Source organism: Actinocorallia libanotica (genome assembly GCF_039525175.1).
GTDB lineage: Bacteria > Actinomycetota > Actinomycetes > Streptosporangiales > Streptosporangiaceae > Actinocorallia > Actinocorallia libanotica.
Map to the genome: position 1 here is coordinate 1 of NZ_BAAAHH010000074.1, position 17,668 is coordinate 17,668.

A 17,668-nucleotide genomic window follows, 5' to 3' on the forward strand; every position below is an offset into this window, starting at 1 on the left:
GCGCAAGTCCAAGAAGCAGCGGCGTCAAGAGTTCGACAACATGCAGGCGCCGGCGATCGGCGGCGTCAACGCCCCGCGCGGCGGCGGCAAGGTCATCCGGCTCGCCCAGGGCGCGTCGCTGACCGACTTCGCCGAGAAGATCGGCGCCAACCCGGCGTCGCTCGTGGCGATCATGATGCACCTCGGCGAGATGGTGACCGCCACCCAGTCGGTCACCGAGGAGTCGCTGCAGCTGCTCGGCGCGGAGCTGGACTTCAACGTCCAGGTCGTCAGCCCCGAGGACGAGGACCGCGAGCTGCTGGAGTCCTTCGACCTGGAGTTCGGCGAGGACGAGGGCGGCGAGGAGCTCCTGGCGGCGCGGCCCCCGGTCGTCACCGTCATGGGTCACGTCGACCACGGCAAGACCCGGCTGCTGGACGCCATCCGCAACGCCGACGTCGCCACCGGCGAGGCCGGCGGCATCACCCAGCACATCGGCGCCTACCAGGTGGCGACGGAGGTGGACGGCGAGGAGCGCAAGATCACCTTCATCGACACCCCCGGTCACGAGGCCTTCTCGGCCATGCGCGCCCGCGGTGCCGACACCACCGACCTGGTGGTGCTGGTGGTCGCCGCCGACGACGGCGTCAAGCCGCAGACCACCGAGGCGATCGACCACGCGACGGCGGCCGGCGTGCCGATCGTCGTGGCGGTCAACAAGATCGACAAGGAGGGCGCCGACCCGACCAAGGTGCGCGCCCAGCTCACCGAGTACGGGCTGGTGGCCGAGGAGTTCGGCGGCCAGACCATGTTCGTCGACGTCTCGGCCAAGCAGGGCCTGAACATCGACGGGCTGCTCGAGGCGATCGTGCTGACCGCCGACGCCGAGCTCGACCTGCGGGCCAACCCCGACCAGGACGCCCAGGGCGTGGCGATCGAGGCCCACCTCGACAAGGGCCGCGGCCCCGTGGCCACCGTGCTGGTGCAGCGCGGCACGCTGCGGGTCGGCGACTCCATCGTCGCCGGCGGCGCGCACGGCCGCGTCCGGGCCATGCTCGACGACAGCGGCGAGAACGTGCAGGAGGCCTCGCCCTCCCGCCCGGTCCTGGTGCTCGGTCTGACCGCGGTGCCCGGCGCCGGCGACAGCTTCCTGGTCGTCGAGGACGACCGGATGGCGCGCCAGATCGCCGACAAGCGGGCCGCGCGCAAGCGCAACGCCGAGCTGCTCAAGAGCCGTCCCAAGCACTCCCTGGAGGACCTCTTCAAGGAGCTGGAGAAGGGCGAGCGCCAGGAGCTGCTGCTCATCCTCAAGGGCGACGTCTCCGGTTCGGTGGAGGCCCTGGAGGACTCGCTGCTCAAGATCGACGTGGGCGACGAGGTCAACCTGCGGATCATCCGCCGCGGCGTCGGCGCGATCACGCAGAACGACGTCAACCTCGCGGTGGCGTCCGAGGGCGCGGTCATCATCGGCTTCAACGTCCGTCCCGAGCGCAACGCGCAGGAGATGGCGGACCGCGAGGGCGTGGACATCCGCTACTACTCGATCATCTACCAGGCGATCGAGGAGGTCGAGGCGGCGCTCAAGGGCATGCTCAAGCCCGAGTTCGAAGAGGCGCAGCTGGGCACCGCCCAGGTCCGCGCGGTCTTCAAGGTGCCGAAGATCGGCAACATCGCGGGTTGCATGGTCCAGTCCGGCACGGTCAACCGCAACAGCAAGGCGCGGCTGGTCCGGCAGGGCGTGGTGGTCGCCGACAACCTCACCGTCTCCTCGCTCCGCCGGGAGAAGGACGACGTCACCGAGGTCCGCGAGGGCTTCGAGTGCGGTATCGGCATCGGTTACCAGGACCTGAAGCTCGACGACATCATCGAGACCTTCGAGATGCGCGAGAAGCCGCGCGCCTAGAAGGCAGGTGTAGGGGCGCTCCGGAATGCGATTCCGGGGCGCCCCTGTTTTGACTACCGGAGGTGCGGCCTTTGTTCGTGGGAGCGTTGACCCTTGATCTGCTGCTGGGGGACGTGCATTCCCTGAAGGAGAAGCGGGGGGTGGTGCGCCCCATCGTGGCGGAGGTGCTCAAGCGCTTCCCGGCGGTCGCGGTCGCCGAGACCGGTGACCACGACCTGTACCGCAGGGCGGAGATCGGCATCGCCGTGGTCTCCGCGTCCGCGGGCAACTGCCAGGAGGTCCTGGCCAAGTGCGAGCGGCTGGTGGCCGGTCGCCCGGAGATCGAACTGCTGTCGGCACGGCAGCGGATCTATGACGACGAGGAGTAGGCCATGGTGGATGCGGCGCGGGCGCGCAAGCTCGCCGACCGGATTCAGCAGATCGTGGCGGAGACGCTGGAGCGCCGGATCAAGGACCCCCGGCTGGGGTTCGTGACGATCACGGACGCCAAGATCACCAACGACCTGCGCGACGCCACCGTGTTCTACACGGTGTACGGCACGGACGAGGAGAAGGCCGGGACCGCCGCGGCGCTGGAGAGCGCCAAGGGCGTCCTGCGCTCGGAGGTCGGCCGCAAGACCGGCGTCCGGCACACCCCGTCCCTGGCCTTCGAGCTGGACGGCGTGATCGAGAACGCCCACCACATCGAGGAGCTCCTGGCCAAGGCCAAGGAGCAGGACGCCGAGGTGGCGGCCAAGGCGGTGGGCGCGCGGCACGCCGGGGACGCCAACCCCTACAAGGCCGATGACGAGGGCGACGACGAGGACGAAGAGAGCGACGAGGACGACTCGTGAGCCCGATGTCCGGCCTGGTGATCGTCGACAAGCCCGCCGGGTGGACGTCCCATGACGTCGTGGCCCGGATGCGCCGCCTGGCGGGCACCCGCAGGGTCGGCCACGCCGGCACCCTGGACCCGATGGCCACCGGGGTGCTGGTGGTCGGCGTGGAGAAGGCCACCCGGCTGCTGGGGCACCTGGCGCTGACCACCAAGGTCTACGACGGCGTGATCCGGCTGGGGGAGACCACCAGCACCGACGACGCCGAGGGGGAGCCCACCGGGGCCGTCCCCGCCGGGCACCTGTCCGACGCGGAGGTCGCCGCGGGCGTCGCGGCGCTCACCGGCGAGATCATGCAGGTCCCGCCGCAGGTCAGCGCGATCAAGGTGAACGGGGAGCGGGCCTACAAGAAGGCGCGCCAGGGCGAGGAGGTCGCCCTGAAGGCGCGGCCGGTGACCGTCCACGGCTTCGACGTGCGGGCGGTGCGCAGGTCCGGCGAGACGATCGACGTGGACGTCTCGGTGCGGTGCTCCTCGGGCACCTACATCCGCTCGCTCGCCCGGGACCTGGGCGCGGCGCTGGGCGTGGGCGGCCATCTGACCGCGCTGCGCCGCACCGCGGTGGGCCCCTACGGCCTGGCGCAGGCGCGCACCCTGGAGCAGCTCGCCGAGGAGTGCGCGATCCTGCCCATGGCCGAGGCCGTGGCCGCCGCCTTCCCGCGCCGCGACGTCACCGAGGAGGAGGCGCGCCTGGTGGCCCATGGCGGCCGTCTGCGCGCCCTGGGGCTCGGCGAGGGCCCGATCGGGGTGTTCGGCCCCGACGGCGTCCTGCTCTCGCTGGTGGAGGAGCAGAAGGGGCAGGCGAAGCCGCTCGCGGTCTTCGTGCCCTGACGGGGGAGGCCTCCGGGTGAACATCATCACGTTCCGGCATCAACCTACGATCCCGTAACCTACGGATACGTAGGTATTGGTGTGGAGGAAGCATGGTCTCGACCCTGGAACGTGTCATCGAAACGCCGCTGAAGCCGCGCCTGCGCGGCTGGCTGCACCTGGGGGCCTTCCCCGCCGCTCTGATCGGCGGCCTGGTCCTGGTGACCTTCGGGCCGACCCTGCAGTCGCGGATCGGCGCGGCGGTCTACGCCGTCACGTCCGGGCTGCTGTTCGGCGTCTCGGCGACCTACCACCGCAACCAGTTCGGGCCCAAGGGCACCGCGGCGATGCGGCGGTTCGACCACGCGAACATCTTCCTGATCATCGCCGGCACGTACACGCCGTTCGCGCTGCTGGCGCTGGAGGGCGCCGCCCGCACCGTCATCCTCGCCTCGGTCTGGGCGGGCGCCCTGGCCGGCGTGGTCTTCAAGACCTGCTGGCTGTCCTCGCCCCGCTGGCTGTCGACCGCCTGCTACATCGGCCTGGGCTGGATGGCGGTGCTGGCGCTGCCCCAGTTCTTCACCGGGGCCGGTGTCGCCGCCACCCTCCTGATCATCCTGGGCGGGGCGCTCTACAGCGCGGGCGGCGTGGTCTACGCCATGAAGCGGCCCGACCCGTCGCCCCGGTGGTTCGGCTTCCACGAGGTCTTCCACGCGTTCACGCTGGCGGCCTACGTGTGCCAGTACGTCGCGGTCTCCCTGGTGGTCTACCGGGCCTGAGGAGGGCTCCCGGCGCGCCCGCGCCTGCTACCGGCCAGTAGAGTCGGTGCAACGGGGGTGCGGCGTGCGTGCCTCCTCCCCGGGCATGGCAGTCTTGTCCAGAGCGGGGACGATGGACGGGCCCACGAGTGAGGGAGCGGGTAGGTGCGGCGTTGGTACGGCCTTGATGAGGTGCCCCGGGACTGGGGCAGGTCGGTCGTCACCATCGGGGTGTTCGACGGAGTGCACCGCGGCCACCAGAAGGTCATCGGCCGGGCCGCCGAACTCGCGGCCGAGCTGGGCCTGCCCTGCGTGGTGATCACCTTCGACCCGCATCCGGACGAGGTGGTGCGCCCCGGCAGCCACCCGCCGCTGCTGTCGTCGAGCGCGCGCAGGCCCGAGCTGCTGGCCGAGGTCGGCGCGGACGCGATCATGGTGGTGCCCTTCACGCTGGAGCTCTCCCGGATGGGGCCGGACGAGTTCGTCCAGTCCGTCCTGGTGGACCGGCTGCACGCCGCCCGGGTGATCGTGGGGGAGGACTTCCGCTTCGGCCACCGCGCCAGGGGCGACGTCGCCCTCCTGCGCGAGCTGGGCGAGAAATACGACTTCATCGCCGAGGGGGTGCCGCTGGTGGCCGACGGGGACACGATCTCCTCCACCGCGATCCGGGCCAGGCTGGCCGAGGGCGCGGTCGAGGACGCGGCGCACCTGCTGGGCCGCCCGCACCGGGTCGAGGGCGTCGTGGTGCGCGGGCACCAGCGCGGCAGGGCCCTGGGCTTCCCCACCGCCAACGTGGAGTCCCTGTCCCACACCGCGATCCCGGCCGACGGCGTCTACGCGGGCTTCCTGGTCTGCGACTCCGAGCGCTACCCCGACTCCCGCTGGCCCGCGGCGATCTCGGTGGGCACCAACCCCACCTTCGAGGGCGTCACCCGCACGGTGGAGGCCTACGCGCTGGACCGGGACGACCTGGACCTGTACGGCGAGCACGTCGCCGTCGACTTCGCCGGCAGGATCCGCGGCATGGTCAAGTTCGACTCCGTCGAGGACCTCATCGCCGAGATGCGGCGCGATGTGGCGCGCGCCCGCGAGATGACGCGGGTCTAGAATCGCCGTGATACGGTAAGTAGTCATCGGGATTCTCGTCCCGATGCGCTGTCCGCTGCTCCCTCATGGCGGCGGACATGTGCCGGAGTCCGTCATGGATCCGGCACGATTCACTGAACGCGCTCTGCGGCCACGGCTGCGGGTGTCGAGCAAAAATCGAAGGAGTCACGTGTCCCTGGACACCGCCGTCAAGAACCAGATCATCGCCGAGTATGCGACCACTGAGGGTGACACCGGATCGCCGGAAGTCCAGGTCGCGCTGCTGACCCGGCGGATCAACGATCTGACCGAGCACCTCAAGTCGCACAAGCACGACCACCACAGCCGCCGCGGCCTGCTCCTGCTGGTCGGCCGCCGTCGCCGGCTGCTGAAGTACCTGCAGAACAAGGACATCAGCCGCTACCGCCGGCTGATCGAGCGCCTCGGTCTGCGCCGCTAGCCGATGCACGGGGGAGTGATCCATAGCCGAGGATCACTCCCCTCGCCGCATCGTCGATAAAACAATCAAGCCCGCGAACGCCTCCTCAGGCCTTCGAGGGCCGGTCCTCGGTAGTGGCCATCGGATCACGGCGATCCGCGGGCTTCGATCGAAGACCGGCAGGGATCTCGAGCGAGAGATGCGGGAGCGGGGAACTACGGAACCTGGAGGTTTCCCGTGTCCGATGCCATCCGCATCGACGGAGCGCACAGCTCCGAAGCCGTCATCGACAACGGCTCGTTCGGCGTCCGCAAGATCCGGTTCGAGACCGGCCGCCTGGCCCGCCAGGCCGCGGGCTCGGCCGTGGTCTACCTGGACGACGACACCATGATCCTGTCGGCGACCACCGCGTCCAAGCGGCCCAAGGAGAACCTGGACTTCTTCCCCCTGACGGTCGACGTCGAGGAGCGGATGTACGCCGCGGGCCGCATCCCCGGCTCGTTCTTCCGCCGCGAGGGCCGCCCGTCCGAGGACGCCGTCCTGACCTGCCGCCTCATCGACCGCCCGCTGCGCCCGTCCTTCGTCAAGGGCCTGCGCAACGAGATCCAGGTCGTGGTGACGGTCATGTCGCTCAACCCCGACCACCTGTACGACGTGGCGGCCATCAACGCCGCCTCCATGTCCACCCAGCTGGCGGGCCTGCCCTTCTCCGGCCCGATCGGCGGCGTGCGCGTCGCCCTGATCGACGGCCAGTGGGTGGCCTTCCCCACCCACACCGAGCTGGAGCGCGCGACCTTCGACATGGTCGTGGCGGGCCGCACGCTGCCCGACGGCGACGTGGCGATCATGATGGTGGAGGCCGAGTCCACCACCGGCACGCTGGGCCTGGTGGCCGAGGGCGCCGTCGGCCCCACCGAGGAGAGCGTCGCCCAGGGCCTGGACGCGGCCAAGCCCTTCATCAAGGAGCTGTGCCGCGCGCAGGGCGAGCTGGCCCGGATCGCGGCCAAGGAGACGGCCGACTACCCGGTCTTCCTCGACTACGAGGACGACGTCCTGGAGGCCGTGTCCGCCTCGGCCACCGAGGCGCTCACCGAGGCGCTGACGATCGCCGGCAAGCAGGAGCGCGAGGAGCGCCTCTCGGAGATCCAGACCGTGACGGTCGAGGAGCTCGGCGAGCGCTTCGAGGGCCGCGAGAAGGAGATCCCCGCCGCCCTGCGCGCGCTCACCAAGAAGCTCATCCGCGAGCGCATCATCCGCGACGGCGTGCGCATCGACGGCCGCGGCGTCAAGGACATCCGCCAGCTGTCGGCCGAGGCGCACGTGGTGCCGCGGGTGCACGGCTCGGGCCTGTTCGAGCGCGGCGAGACCCAGATCCTGGGCATCACCACGCTGAACATGCTCCGCATGGAGCAGACGATCGACACGCTCAACCCCGAGCGCACCAAGCGCTACATGCACAACTACAACTTCCCGCCGTACTCGGTCGGCGAGACCGGCCGCGTGGGCTCGCCCAAGCGCCGCGAGATCGGCCACGGCGCGCTGGCCGAGCGGGCGCTGCTGCCGGTGCTGCCCACCCGCGAGGAGTTCCCCTACGCCATCCGCCAGGTGTCGGAGGCGCTGGGCTCCAACGGCTCGACCTCGATGGGCTCGGTCTGCGCGTCCACGATGTCGCTGCTGGACGCGGGCGTGCCGCTGAAGGCGCCGGTCGCGGGCATCGCGATGGGCCTCATCCACGAGGGCGGCGAGTACGTCACCCTCACCGACATCCTCGGCGCCGAGGACGCGTTCGGCGACATGGACTTCAAGGTCGCCGGCACCAAGGAGCTCATCACCGCGCTCCAGCTCGACACGAAGCTCGACGGCATCCCCGCCGAGGTGCTCGCCGCGGCGCTGCGCCAGGCCCGCGGGGCGCGGCTGGCGATCCTGGACGTCATGCAGGACGCCATCGAGGGCGCCGGCGAGATGAGCGAGTACGCGCCGCGGATCATCACCATCAAGGTCCCGGTCGACAAGATCGGCGAGGTCATCGGCCCGAAGGGCAAGATGATCAACTCGATCCAGGCGGACACCGGCGCCGAGATCACCATCGAGGACGACGGCACGATCTACGTCGGCGCGACCAACGGCCCCTCCGCCGAGGCCGCGCGCCAGGCGATCAACTCGATCGCCAACCCGCACATGCCCGAGATCGGCGAGCGCTACCTGGGCACCGTGGTCAAGACCACGACCTTCGGCGCGTTCGTCTCCCTCATGCCGGGCAAGGACGGCCTCCTGCACGTCTCGCAGCTGCGCAAGCTCCACGGCGGCGTGCGGATCGAGAACGTCGAGGACTTCATCAAGGTCGGCGAGAAGATCCAGGTCGAGGTGACCGAGATCGACCAGCGCGGCAAGCTCTCGCTGGTGCCGGTCGAGGTCATCGAGAAGGAGGCCGACGAGGGCGCCGAGGGCGGCGGCGACGGCGAGGCGCCCGCCGAGGGCGGGCAGGGCGAGGAGTCCCGCTCCGAGCGGCCGCGCCGGACCCGGACCCGGCGTCCGACCTCCGACCGGGGAGACCGCGGCGGGGACCGCAACTCCTAAAGAACATCCGGCCGGCCGGGCGCGCCAGCAGATGGCACGCCCGGCCGGCCGCCGTATCGGCACGCCGACCGCGACGAGACGTGAAGAGAGAGATCCAGTGACCATGTCGGGAGCACCCGTGATCGCCGCGGCCGAGCAGGAACCCGGAAGCACCGTCGTCCTCCACCCGGGCACCGACGGGGCGGGCACGGTGCGCCGCACCGTGCTGCCGGGCGGGCTGCGGGTGGTCACCGAGACCATGCCGACGGTGCGCTCGGTCGCGTTCGGGATCTGGGCCGGGATCGGCTCGCGCGACGAGGACCTGGCCGACGCCGGCGCCACCCACTACCTGGAGCACCTGCTGTTCAAGGGCACGCCGCGGCGCAGCGCCCTGGACATCTCCTCGGCGATGGACGCCGTGGGCGGCGACCTCAACGCCTTCACCGCCAAGGAGTACACCTGCTACTACGCGCGGGTGCTCGACGCCGACCTGCCGCTGGCGGTGGACGTCGTCTCCGACATGGTCACCTCCTCGCTGATCGAGGAGGCCGACGTGGAGGCCGAGCGCGGGGTCATCCTGGAGGAGATCTCGATGCGGGACGACGACCCGTCCGATCTCATCCACGACGAGTTCGCGATCGCGATGTACGGCGACGCGCCGCTGGGCCGCCCCATCCTGGGCACGGTCGACACCATCAACGCGCTGCGCCGCGACGGCATCGCCCGCTACTACCACTCGCACTACCGGGCGCCCCACCTCGTCGTCGCGGTCGCGGGCAACATCGACCACCACCGGGTCGTCGAGCTGGTGGGGCGGGCGTTCGACGCCCACCTGAGCGGCTCGTCGGAGCGTCCGGCGCCGCCGCGCCTGGGCGGCGAGCCCACCCCGGTGCTGGGCGGCGGCGCCCGGCTGATCGTCGACGACACCGAGCAGGCGCACCTGGTGCTGGGCGTGCCGGCGCTGGCCCGCCACGACGACCGCCGGTTCGCGCTGGGGGTCTTCAACGCCGCGTTCGGCGGCGGCATGTCCTCCCGGCTGTTCCAGGAGATCCGGGAGAAGCGCGGCCTGGCCTACTCGGTGTACAGCTACACCTCCCAGCACTGCGACACCGGCTCGTTCGGCCTGTACGCGGGCTGCCAGCCGGCCAAGGTCGACGAGGTGCTGGAGATCTGCCGCGAGGAGTTCGCCAAGGCCTCCGCCCGCGGCCTGACCGCTGAGGAGCTGGAGCGGGGCAAGGGCCAGCTGCGCGGCTCGACCGTGCTGGGCCTGGAGGACACCGGGTCGCGGATGAGCCGGATCGGCAAGAGCGAGCTGGTGTACGAGTCGCTGCTGTCGGTGGACGAGGTGCTGGCGCGGATCGACGCGGTGAGCCTGGACGAGGTGAACACGCTGGCGCGGGAGCTGCTGGAGCAGCGGCCGACGCTGACGGTCATCGGCCCGTTCGAGAACCGGGAGTTCACCGTCTGAGGACGTGCCGCGCCCCCGCGGCGCACAGATAGGAAGAGGACCGGGTCGGCGCGTGACCCGGTCCTCTTCCAGTGTGCCCTGTTCCGGCGGCTGTGTGAAGAAAACTCACGTTTTCCTTCCGGGATAGGCTTCTCCAGCGGCATCTGGAAGGAACGGAAGGAACAACGTGATCAAGGTCGGAGTGCTGGGCGGCCGGGGGCGGATGGGCGCGGAGGTCTGCCGCGCCGTCGAGGGCGCGGCGGACATGGAGCTCGTCGCCGTGGTCGACCAGGGCGACTCCCTGGAGCCGCTCAAGCAGGCGTCGGTCGTGGTGGACTTCACCCACCCCGGGGTGGTGATGGACAACCTCCGCTTCCTCGTGGGGCACGGCGTCCACGCCGTCGTGGGCACCAGCGGATTCGACCCGGCGCGGGTCGGGCAGGTGCGGGAGCTGCAGCGCGAGACCCCGGGCGCCAAGGTGCTCATCGCGCCCAACTTCGGCGTCGGCGCGGTGCTGATGATGCACTTCGCCCAGAAGGCGGCACCGTTCTTCGAGTCCGTCGAGATCGTGGAGCTGCACCACCCGAACAAGGCGGACGCCCCCAGCGGCACCGCCTACCGCACGGCCGAGCTGATCGCCGAGGCCCGGCGCGAGGCCGGGGTGCCCGCCTCCCCGGACGCCACCGTCAGCGAGCTGGACGGGGCGCGCGGCGCCGCGGTCGAGGACGTGCGGATCCACTCGGTGCGCCTGTCCGGCCTCATCGCCCACCAGGAGGTGCTGCTGGGCGGGCACGGCGAGACGTTCACCATCCGGCACGACTCGATGAACCGCGAGTCGTTCATGCCCGGCGTCCTGCTGGGGGTGCGCAAGGTCGCCGACCTGCCCGAGGACCTGGTCCTGGGGCTCGAGCCCCTGCTGGGCCTGTGATCTTCACCGGGGAGCCCTGGGACTACCTCGGCGCCGGCGAGGCCGTCGACTTCGAGCACCCGGCGATCCAGGCGCTCAGCTCCCGCCTCCCCGACGGGGACCTGGAGTACGCGCGCGCGGCGTTCGACTTCGTCCGCGACGAGATCACCCACTCCGCGGACGCGGCCGACCCGCGCGTGACGTGGCGGGCCTCGCAGGTCCTGGAGCAGGGCACCGGCCTGTGCTACGCCAAGAGCATCCTGTACGTGGCGCTGCTGCGCCTGGCCGGCATCCGCGCCGGCTTCTGCTACCAGCGGCTGGCGGACGGCGAGGGCGGGTTCGCCCTGCACGGGGTGGTCGCCGTCGAGGTGGGCGAGGACCGCTGGGTCCGGCTCGACCCGCGCGGCGACCGGCCCGGCCTGCGCACCTGGTTCTCCGCCGAGGAGGACGTCCTGGCCTACCGCGCCGACCCGGCGCGGGGCGAGGCCGACTACCCGGAGGTCTACGCGCAGCCGCCGGAGAAGGTCCTCAAGGCCCTGCGGGAGGCGGAGGACCGCCAGACCCTGTGCGCGGGCGGGCTGCCCTCCGAACTCCCCTGAGGGCCGCGGAGGCCGCCGCCCCCGGGGCTCCTGGAAGCGCGGCGCCCCGAGGCTCCTGGAAGCCGGCCCTCGGGGCCCTGGAAGCCGGTGCTCAGGGCTCCTGGAAGCCGTACTTGTGGAACAGGTCGGTGGCCTCGGCGGAGGCGAGCCAGTCCACGAACTCCACGGCGTCGTCCCGGTGGGGCGACTCGCTGACCGCGGCGGCCGGGTACTGGACGCCGACGTTCTGCGCGGCGGGGATGGCCACGCTGCTGGCGGCCGCCCCCGCCGACTTCATGTCGGTGATGTAGACCAGCCCGGCGTCGGCCTGGCCGCTGCGCACCAGGCCCAGCACGGCGCGCGCGCTGGCCTCCTCCGAGCGGGGCTTGACCTGCACGCCCGCCCGGCCCAGCACCTGCTGGGAGTAGCGGCCCAGCGGCCCGGTGGACGGGCCGGACACCACCTTCAGCCGCCGGTCGGCCAGCCGGGCCAGTCCCCGGACGCGCAGCGGGTTGCCGGGGGCGACGGCGATGGTCAGGGAGTTGCGCGCCACGATCTTGAGGGGCTCCAGCTCCTCGTCGGGGGAGCGCAGGGAGACGGTGTCGGCGGTGACGACCACGTCCCCCTTGTCGAGCTCGCCGATGAGGATCTGGGAGCCGTCCAGCCGCAGCCGGAACCGCAGGTGGGGGTGGGACTGCCGGTAGACGGCGGTGAGGTCGGCCATGACCTCGGTGAGCGAGGAGTCCGCCAGCACCCGCAGGGTGACCGGGCCGTCGCCGTCGCCCGCGCAGCCGGCCGCGAGGGGGACGAGCAGGAGGGCCGCAGCCAGAGAACGCATGATCGACACCATAACCCGATCAAGTACCGTCCATGATTTCGGCACGGAACTGTCAGTGCTGATCGTTAGGGTGGGGGACATGGACTTGACCGAGCAGCTTCCCCCGGACTGGCGTGCCGCCCTGGACCTCGACCCCCTGGCCACGGCGGCGCTCGGCTCCTTCGTCGCCGAGGAGTACGAGCGCCAGACGGTCTACCCGCCGCAGGAGGACCTCTTCGCGGCCTTCCACCGCACCCGGTACGCCGACGCGCGGGTGCTCATCCTCGGGCAGGACCCCTACCACGGCCCCGGGCAGGCGCACGGGCTGAGCTTCAGCGTCCGCGAGGGCGTGAAGATCCCGCCGTCGCTGCGCAACATCTACAAGGAGCTCGCCGCGGACCTGGGCGTGACGCCCCCCGCCAGCGGCGACCTGACCCGCTGGGCGGACCAGGGCGTGCTGCTGCTCAACGCGGTGCTGACGGTGCGGGCGGGCGAGGCCGGCTCGCACGCCAAGAAGGGCTGGGAGCAGTTCACCGACGCGGCGATCCGGGCGCTGAACGCCAAGGAGGAGCGCGTCGTCTTCGTGCTGTGGGGCGCCTACGCCCGCAAGAAGGCGGCGCTGGTCACCGCGCCGCAGCACGTGGTGCACGAGTCGGCCCACCCCAGTCCCCTGAGCGCCCGCTCGTTCTTCGGCACCAAGCCCTTCGGCGCCGTCAACAAGGCGCTGACCGACGCCGGCCTGCCCGAGATCAACTGGTAGGACCGCCCGGAGACGGCGGTCGTGCGGCGCCCGGCGGGGCCGGGCGCCGCGTGGCTCACGCCTCGATGACCACAGGGACGATCATCGGCCGGCGGCGGTAGCTGTCGGCCACCCACTTGCCGAGGGTGCGCCGCATGCGCTGGCGGAGCTGGTGCGGGTCGGCGACGCCGTCGGCGGCCGCCTCCTCCAGCACCGCGTCGATCCTGCCGATGACCTCGTTGAAGTCCGCGTCCCCGATGCCCGCGCCGCGGGCGTGGATCTCCGGTCCGGCGATGACCTTGCCGGTGGTGGAGTCCATGACGACCACGACCGAGACGAAGCCCTCCTCGCCCAGGATGCGGCGGTCCTTCAGGGACGCCTCGGTGATCTCCCCGACGCTGGAGCCGTCCACGTAGACGTACCCGGCGGGCACCGCACCGGTGATCTGGGCGTGCCCGTCGATGAGGTCGACCACCACGCCGTCCTCGGCGATGACGATGTTCTCGTCCGGCACGCCGGTCAACGACGCCAGCTTGGCGTGCGCCCTCAGATGCCGCCACTCGCCGTGCACGGGCATGAAGTTCGACGGCTTGGTGAGGTTGAGCAGCATGAGCAGCTCACCCGCCGAGGAGTGGCCCGACACGTGCACCAGGGCGTTGCCCTTGTGCACCACCCGGGCGCCCCAGCGGGTCAGCCCGTTGATCACCCGGTAGACGGAGTTCTCGTTGCCGGGGATCAGCGAGGAGGCCAGCATCACCGTGTCCCGCTCAGTGATGCGGATCTGGTGGTGGTCGCGGTTGGCCATCCGCGACAGCGCCGACATCGGCTCGCCCTGGGAGCCGGTGCAGACCAGCACCACCCGCGAAGGCGGCAGGTCGTCCAGCGACTTGGGGTCCACCAGCAGGCCCTCGGGGACCTCCAGGTAGCCCAGATCCCGGGCCACGCCCATGTTGCGCACCATCGAGCGGCCCACGAAGGCGACCTTGCGGCCGGCCTTGGCGGCGGCGTCCAGCACCTGCTGCACCCGGTGGATGTGCGAGGCGAAGCACGCCACGATGATCCGCTCCTGGGCGGTGCGGAAGACGTCGTCCACCGCGGCGGAGATGTTGCGCTCGCTGGTGACGAACCCGGGCACCTCGGCGTTGGTGGAGTCCGACATCAGCAGGTCGATGCCCTCGGCGCCCAGCCGCGCGAAGCCCGGCAGGTCGGTCAGCCGGCCGTCCAGCGGCAGCTGGTCCATCTTGAAGTCGCCGGTGTGCACCACGAGCCCGGCCGGCGTGCGGATCGCCACCGCCATCGCGTCGGGGATGGAGTGGTTGACCGCCAGGAACTCGCAGTCGAACGGCCCGAACGTGCGGTGCTCGCCGTCGTCGACCACCTGCAGCACCGGTCTGATCCGGTGCTCCGACAGCTTGGCCTCGATCAGCGCCAGCGTCAGCCGGGAGCCGACCAGCGGGATGTCCCCGCGCTCGCGCAGCAGGTACGGGACCGCGCCGATGTGGTCCTCGTGCCCGTGGGTGAGGATGATCGCCACGACGTCGTCGAGGCGGTCGCGGATGTATTCGAAGTCCGGCAGGATGAGGTCGACTCCGGGCTGCTCCTCCTCGGGGAAGAGCACGCCGCAGTCGACGATCAGCAGCCGTCCCTCGTACTCGAACACGGCCATGTTGCGGCCGATCTCGCCGAGCCCGCCCAGCGCGACGATGCGCAGGCCGCCCGAGGGCAGCGCCGGCGGCGGGCCCAGCTCGGGATGCGGGTGGCTCATAGGGCACCCTCCGTACGAATCACTCAGTGGCCTCCACTTTGATACCCCCCGTGATCAAGTCTTCGCGCAGTTGCGCCACGAACTCCGGCTCGGCGTCCACCAGCGGGGCGCGCACGGTTCCCCCGGGCCGCCCCAGCAGGTTCAGCGCCGCCTTGGTCGCGATGACCCCCTGGGTCCTGGTCATGATCGCGGCGACGACGGGGAGCAGCCTGCGGTGCAGGGCCAGCGCTCCGGCGACGTCACCGGACCTATAGAGGTCAATCATCTCATGGAGGTCGGACCCGGCGACGTGCCCCACCACGCTGACGAACCCGGCCGCGCCCTGGGAGAGCCAGGCCAGATTGAGCACGTCGTCGCCGGAGTAGAACACCAGATCGGTGGCGGCCATCACCTGGGAGGCCGCGAACATGTCACCCTTGGCATCCTTGACCGCCACGATCCGGGCGTGTTCGGCGAGCCGCAGCAGCGTCGCGGTCTCGATCGGGATGCCCGCACGGCCGGGGATGTCGTAGAGCATCACGGGAAGGCCGGTCGCGTCGGCGATCGCCGTCATATGGCGGTAGACACCCTCTTGCGGGGGCTTGTTGTAGTAGGGGCAGACGGTCAGCAGACCGTGGGCCCCCGCCCGCTCGGCCATCCGCGCCAGCTCGATGCTGTGCCGGGTGTCGTTGCTGCCGGCGCCGAACACGATGGAGGCGCGGTCGCCCACGGCCTCGACGACGGCGCGCAGGACACCCTCCTTCTCACCGTCGGTGGTGGTGGGGGACTCGCCGGTGGTGCCGTTGATCACCAGGCCGTCGTGGCGCTGTTCGTCCACCAGGTGGGTGGCCAGGCGCGCCGCTCCCTCGTAGTCGACGGAGCCGTCGGCGAGCATGGGGGTGACCATCGCGGTGAGCAACCGGCCGAACGGCGCGTCGGGTGTAGTGCTGGGTGCCATGCACCGAACCGTACCCGTCCGGGGGCATTCCACGGGCGTCGGAGGGCGTGTCCCGCGCGGATCGGGGGGAGGAGGCGCGACGCCATCCCGATCCGCGCTCGGGGGTACGGGGATCGGAATGGCGTCACCCCGTCATCGCGACCGGTGAATCCCGTGTTACGCGGTTTCCGGGTTTCTTCGCTTCTGCTCTCAAGCGAGGGGTTCGGCCAGTTCGGCCAGCCGGGCCCGCAGCTCCGCCAGATGCGGGGTGCGGACCAGCTCGTTGCCCCGTACGGCCCACCAGTGGCCGGATCCGCCGCGGCCGATGCGCCAGCCGGCGAATTCCGCGTTCAGGTCGGACAGCGTCCGCCGAGCGTCCTCCATCTGCGTCGTCCTCTCTCCACGTCGGGATCCTCCGATGCTCACCGCATCGGGGGCCGTGCGCAATCCCCTTTCCACCTGGGGGGACGGGAAAAGGGAACGTGACAAAGAGGGTGGCCGAACGGCGTGATTCTGCTTACCTTCCGACTTCTCAGACCAGCGAGGTGTGCAACCTGATCATCTCCACCGGCCGCTCCAGCGCCAGGGTGCGCCGCGCGCCGTCGGGCGCCCATCCGGCGGGCTCCAGGAAGGAGCGCAGCGCGGCGTCCTCGGTGAAGACCCAGGTGAAGGCGGTGCTGAAGGAGTGCTCGCGCAGCAGGTCGGCCACCGCGGCCAGCAGCCTGCTGCCGTGGCCCTCGCGGGCGCGGGCCGGGTCGACGGCCAGGGTGACCAGCTCGGCGTCCGTGCCGGGGTCGAGGTCGGGGTCGGAGGCGGGCGCGAACGCGGCGAACCCGGTGACGAGCCCGTCGGCCACGGCGACCAGGAGCCGGTGGCGCGGGGAGGGCGGGGCGGTCACGGCCTCGGCCCAGCGCTCCCGCCAGGGCTCGGCCGACGCGGTCATCTCGGCCAGCGGCTCCGCGGGCATGAAGGGCCGGTAGGCGGCCTTCCAGGCCAGGATCTGGATCTCGGCCACCGCCGCCGTGTCGCTGAGGATGGCGTCCCTGACGCCCACATCCGCCATGGGCGGTAACGCTACCGGCTCAGGAGGCGTCCCAGGACGGCAGGGAGCGCAGGGCGCGGGCCAGCCTGCGCACCCCCTCGGCGAGATCGTCGGCGGTGGGCGTGGCGTTGTAGTTCAGGCGCAGCCGCGGCGCGGGCGGCTCGGCCGGGTAGTAGGGCCGTCCGGCGCCGACGATCACCCCGTGGGCGCGGGCGGCGTCGGCGAGCGCGACGTCGTCGGTGCCGTGGGGCAGGGCGGTCCACAGGTGCATGCCGCCCTCGGGGAGGGCGTCGGGCACGACCTCCGGCAGCTGGGCGGCCAGGGCCAGCGCCAGGGCGTCCCGGCGGGCGCGCAGCTCGGCCGAGACGGCCCGCAGGTGCCGCGGCCAGGCCGGGGAGGTCACCAGCTCCAGCGCGGTCTCCTGCAGGGGCCTGGCCGGGTAGTAGGAGTCCACCAGCTGGCAGGCGCGCAGCCGCTCGGCCACCGGGCCCCGCGCGGTGACCCCGGCGATCCGCAGGGACGGGGCGGTGGCCTTGGTGAGGGAGGCCAGGTGCACCACGGTGCCGTGCGCGTCGTCCGCGGCCAGCGGGGGAGGCGGCGAGGACAGGGCCAGGTGGCGGGCGTAGTCGTCCTCGATGACGAAGGCCCCGGCGGCCCGCGCCGCCTCCAGGACGGGCGCGCGGCGCTCGGGCGCCAGCACGGCGCCGGTGGGGTTGTGGAAGGTGGGCTGGCAGTAGAAGGCGCGGGCGCCGGTGCGGGCGAAGGCCTCGGCGAGCAGGTCGGGCCGCACGCCGTGCCGGTCGGTGGGCACCGGCACGGGGCGCAGCCCTGCCGCCCGGGCGGCGGTGATCGCGCCCTGGTAGGTGGGGGACTCCACCAGCAGCGGCTCGCCGGGCCGCAGGACGGCGCGCAGCGTGATCGTCAGGGCGGCCTGCCCGCCGCCGGTGACCAGCACGTCCGCCGGCTCGGCGCCGACCGGCGCGGCGAACCAGGCGCGCAGTTCCGGCAGCCCGGCCAGCGGCGGCGCCTGCCAGGCGCCGGGGCGGCGCGCG

Annotated in this window: 18 protein-coding genes; 12 read left to right on the plus strand and 6 right to left on the minus strand. The window is 71.8% G+C overall.

Annotated elements, in window-relative coordinates; translation table 11 throughout:
• From infB to ABD140_RS38835, 11 genes are all read left to right on the plus strand, one after another.
• Positions 1-1,882: translation initiation factor IF-2 (infB, locus tag ABD140_RS38785; protein WP_344247860.1), on the plus strand; the 1,882-nt coding region annotated here is incomplete at its 5' end.
• A 77-nt stretch (positions 1,883-1,959) separates the two neighbouring features.
• Positions 1,960-2,250 carry a DUF503 domain-containing protein gene (locus ABD140_RS38790; protein ID WP_344247862.1) on the plus strand — a complete coding sequence of 97 codons (291 nt, stop codon included), beginning with the start codon at positions 1,960-1,962 and terminating at the stop codon, positions 2,248-2,250.
• A gap of 3 nt (positions 2,251-2,253) precedes the next feature.
• A complete protein-coding gene (gene rbfA / locus ABD140_RS38795; RefSeq protein ID WP_344247864.1) occupies positions 2,254-2,715 on the plus strand; it encodes a 30S ribosome-binding factor RbfA in 462 nt (153 codons plus the stop codon).
• A 5-nt stretch (positions 2,716-2,720) separates the two neighbouring features.
• Entirely contained in the window at positions 2,721-3,587 is an 867-nt protein-coding gene (truB, locus tag ABD140_RS38800) for a tRNA pseudouridine(55) synthase TruB (RefSeq protein WP_344247889.1), read from the plus strand.
• Positions 3,588-3,679: 92 nt separating this feature from the next.
• Positions 3,680-4,345, plus strand: a complete 666-nt coding sequence (gene trhA / locus ABD140_RS38805) for a PAQR family membrane homeostasis protein TrhA (protein ID WP_344247866.1) — start codon at positions 3,680-3,682, stop codon at positions 4,343-4,345.
• A gap of 144 nt (positions 4,346-4,489) precedes the next feature.
• The gene (locus ABD140_RS38810) at positions 4,490-5,431 is read left to right on the plus strand and encodes a bifunctional riboflavin kinase/FAD synthetase (RefSeq protein ID WP_344247868.1); all 942 of its coding nucleotides are present in this window, start codon (positions 4,490-4,492) and stop codon (positions 5,429-5,431) included.
• 169 nt (positions 5,432-5,600) lie between these two features.
• A complete protein-coding gene (gene rpsO, locus ABD140_RS38815; protein ID WP_106398149.1) occupies positions 5,601-5,870 on the plus strand; it encodes a 30S ribosomal protein S15 in 270 nt (89 codons plus the stop codon).
• 234 nt (positions 5,871-6,104) lie between these two features.
• Positions 6,105-8,426, plus strand: a complete 2,322-nt coding sequence (locus ABD140_RS38820) for a polyribonucleotide nucleotidyltransferase (RefSeq protein WP_344247891.1) — start codon at positions 6,105-6,107, stop codon at positions 8,424-8,426.
• A 103-nt stretch (positions 8,427-8,529) separates the two neighbouring features.
• A complete protein-coding gene (locus tag ABD140_RS38825; RefSeq protein WP_344247872.1) occupies positions 8,530-9,873 on the plus strand; it encodes a M16 family metallopeptidase in 1,344 nt (447 codons plus the stop codon).
• A 166-nt stretch (positions 9,874-10,039) separates the two neighbouring features.
• Positions 10,040-10,780: a 4-hydroxy-tetrahydrodipicolinate reductase gene (gene dapB, locus ABD140_RS38830; protein ID WP_344247873.1), complete on the plus strand. Its 741-nt coding sequence runs from the start codon at positions 10,040-10,042 to the stop codon at positions 10,778-10,780.
• Positions 10,777-11,358, plus strand: a complete 582-nt coding sequence (locus ABD140_RS38835; RefSeq protein WP_344247874.1) for a transglutaminase-like domain-containing protein — start codon at positions 10,777-10,779, stop codon at positions 11,356-11,358. The genes dapB and ABD140_RS38835 overlap by 4 nt, the downstream gene beginning before the upstream one ends.
• Before the next feature lie 91 nt (positions 11,359-11,449).
• Here ABD140_RS38835 and modA read toward each other — a convergent pair whose 3' ends face one another.
• Entirely contained in the window at positions 11,450-12,175 is a 726-nt protein-coding gene (gene modA, locus ABD140_RS38840; protein ID WP_344247875.1) for a molybdate ABC transporter substrate-binding protein, read from the minus strand.
• 79 nt (positions 12,176-12,254) lie between these two features.
• On the opposite strand from modA, the gene ABD140_RS38845 reads away from it, so the two are divergent.
• Complete coding sequence (locus ABD140_RS38845) at positions 12,255-12,914, plus strand: uracil-DNA glycosylase (protein ID WP_344247877.1); 660 nt, start codon at positions 12,255-12,257, stop codon at positions 12,912-12,914.
• 55 nt (positions 12,915-12,969) lie between these two features.
• On the opposite strand, the gene ABD140_RS38850 is transcribed toward ABD140_RS38845, so the two are convergent.
• The 5 genes from ABD140_RS38850 to ABD140_RS38870 all read right to left on the minus strand — a co-directional run.
• Positions 12,970-14,658, minus strand: a complete 1,689-nt coding sequence (locus ABD140_RS38850) for a ribonuclease J (RefSeq protein WP_344247879.1) — start codon at positions 14,656-14,658, stop codon at positions 12,970-12,972.
• 19 nt (positions 14,659-14,677) lie between these two features.
• On the minus strand, positions 14,678-15,595 hold the full coding sequence (gene dapA / locus ABD140_RS38855) for a 4-hydroxy-tetrahydrodipicolinate synthase (protein WP_344247881.1): 918 nt from the start codon (positions 15,593-15,595) through the stop codon (positions 14,678-14,680).
• Positions 15,596-15,784: 189 nt separating this feature from the next.
• The gene (locus ABD140_RS38860; protein ID WP_344247883.1) at positions 15,785-15,958 is read right to left on the minus strand and encodes a hypothetical protein; all 174 of its coding nucleotides are present in this window, start codon (positions 15,956-15,958) and stop codon (positions 15,785-15,787) included.
• A 148-nt stretch (positions 15,959-16,106) separates the two neighbouring features.
• Positions 16,107-16,637 (minus strand): GNAT family N-acetyltransferase, encoded by a 531-nt coding sequence (locus ABD140_RS38865; protein WP_344247885.1) that lies wholly within the window; start codon positions 16,635-16,637, stop codon positions 16,107-16,109.
• A 19-nt stretch (positions 16,638-16,656) separates the two neighbouring features.
• Positions 16,657-17,668: aminotransferase-like domain-containing protein (locus tag ABD140_RS38870; protein WP_344247887.1), on the minus strand; the 1,012-nt coding region annotated here is incomplete at its 5' end.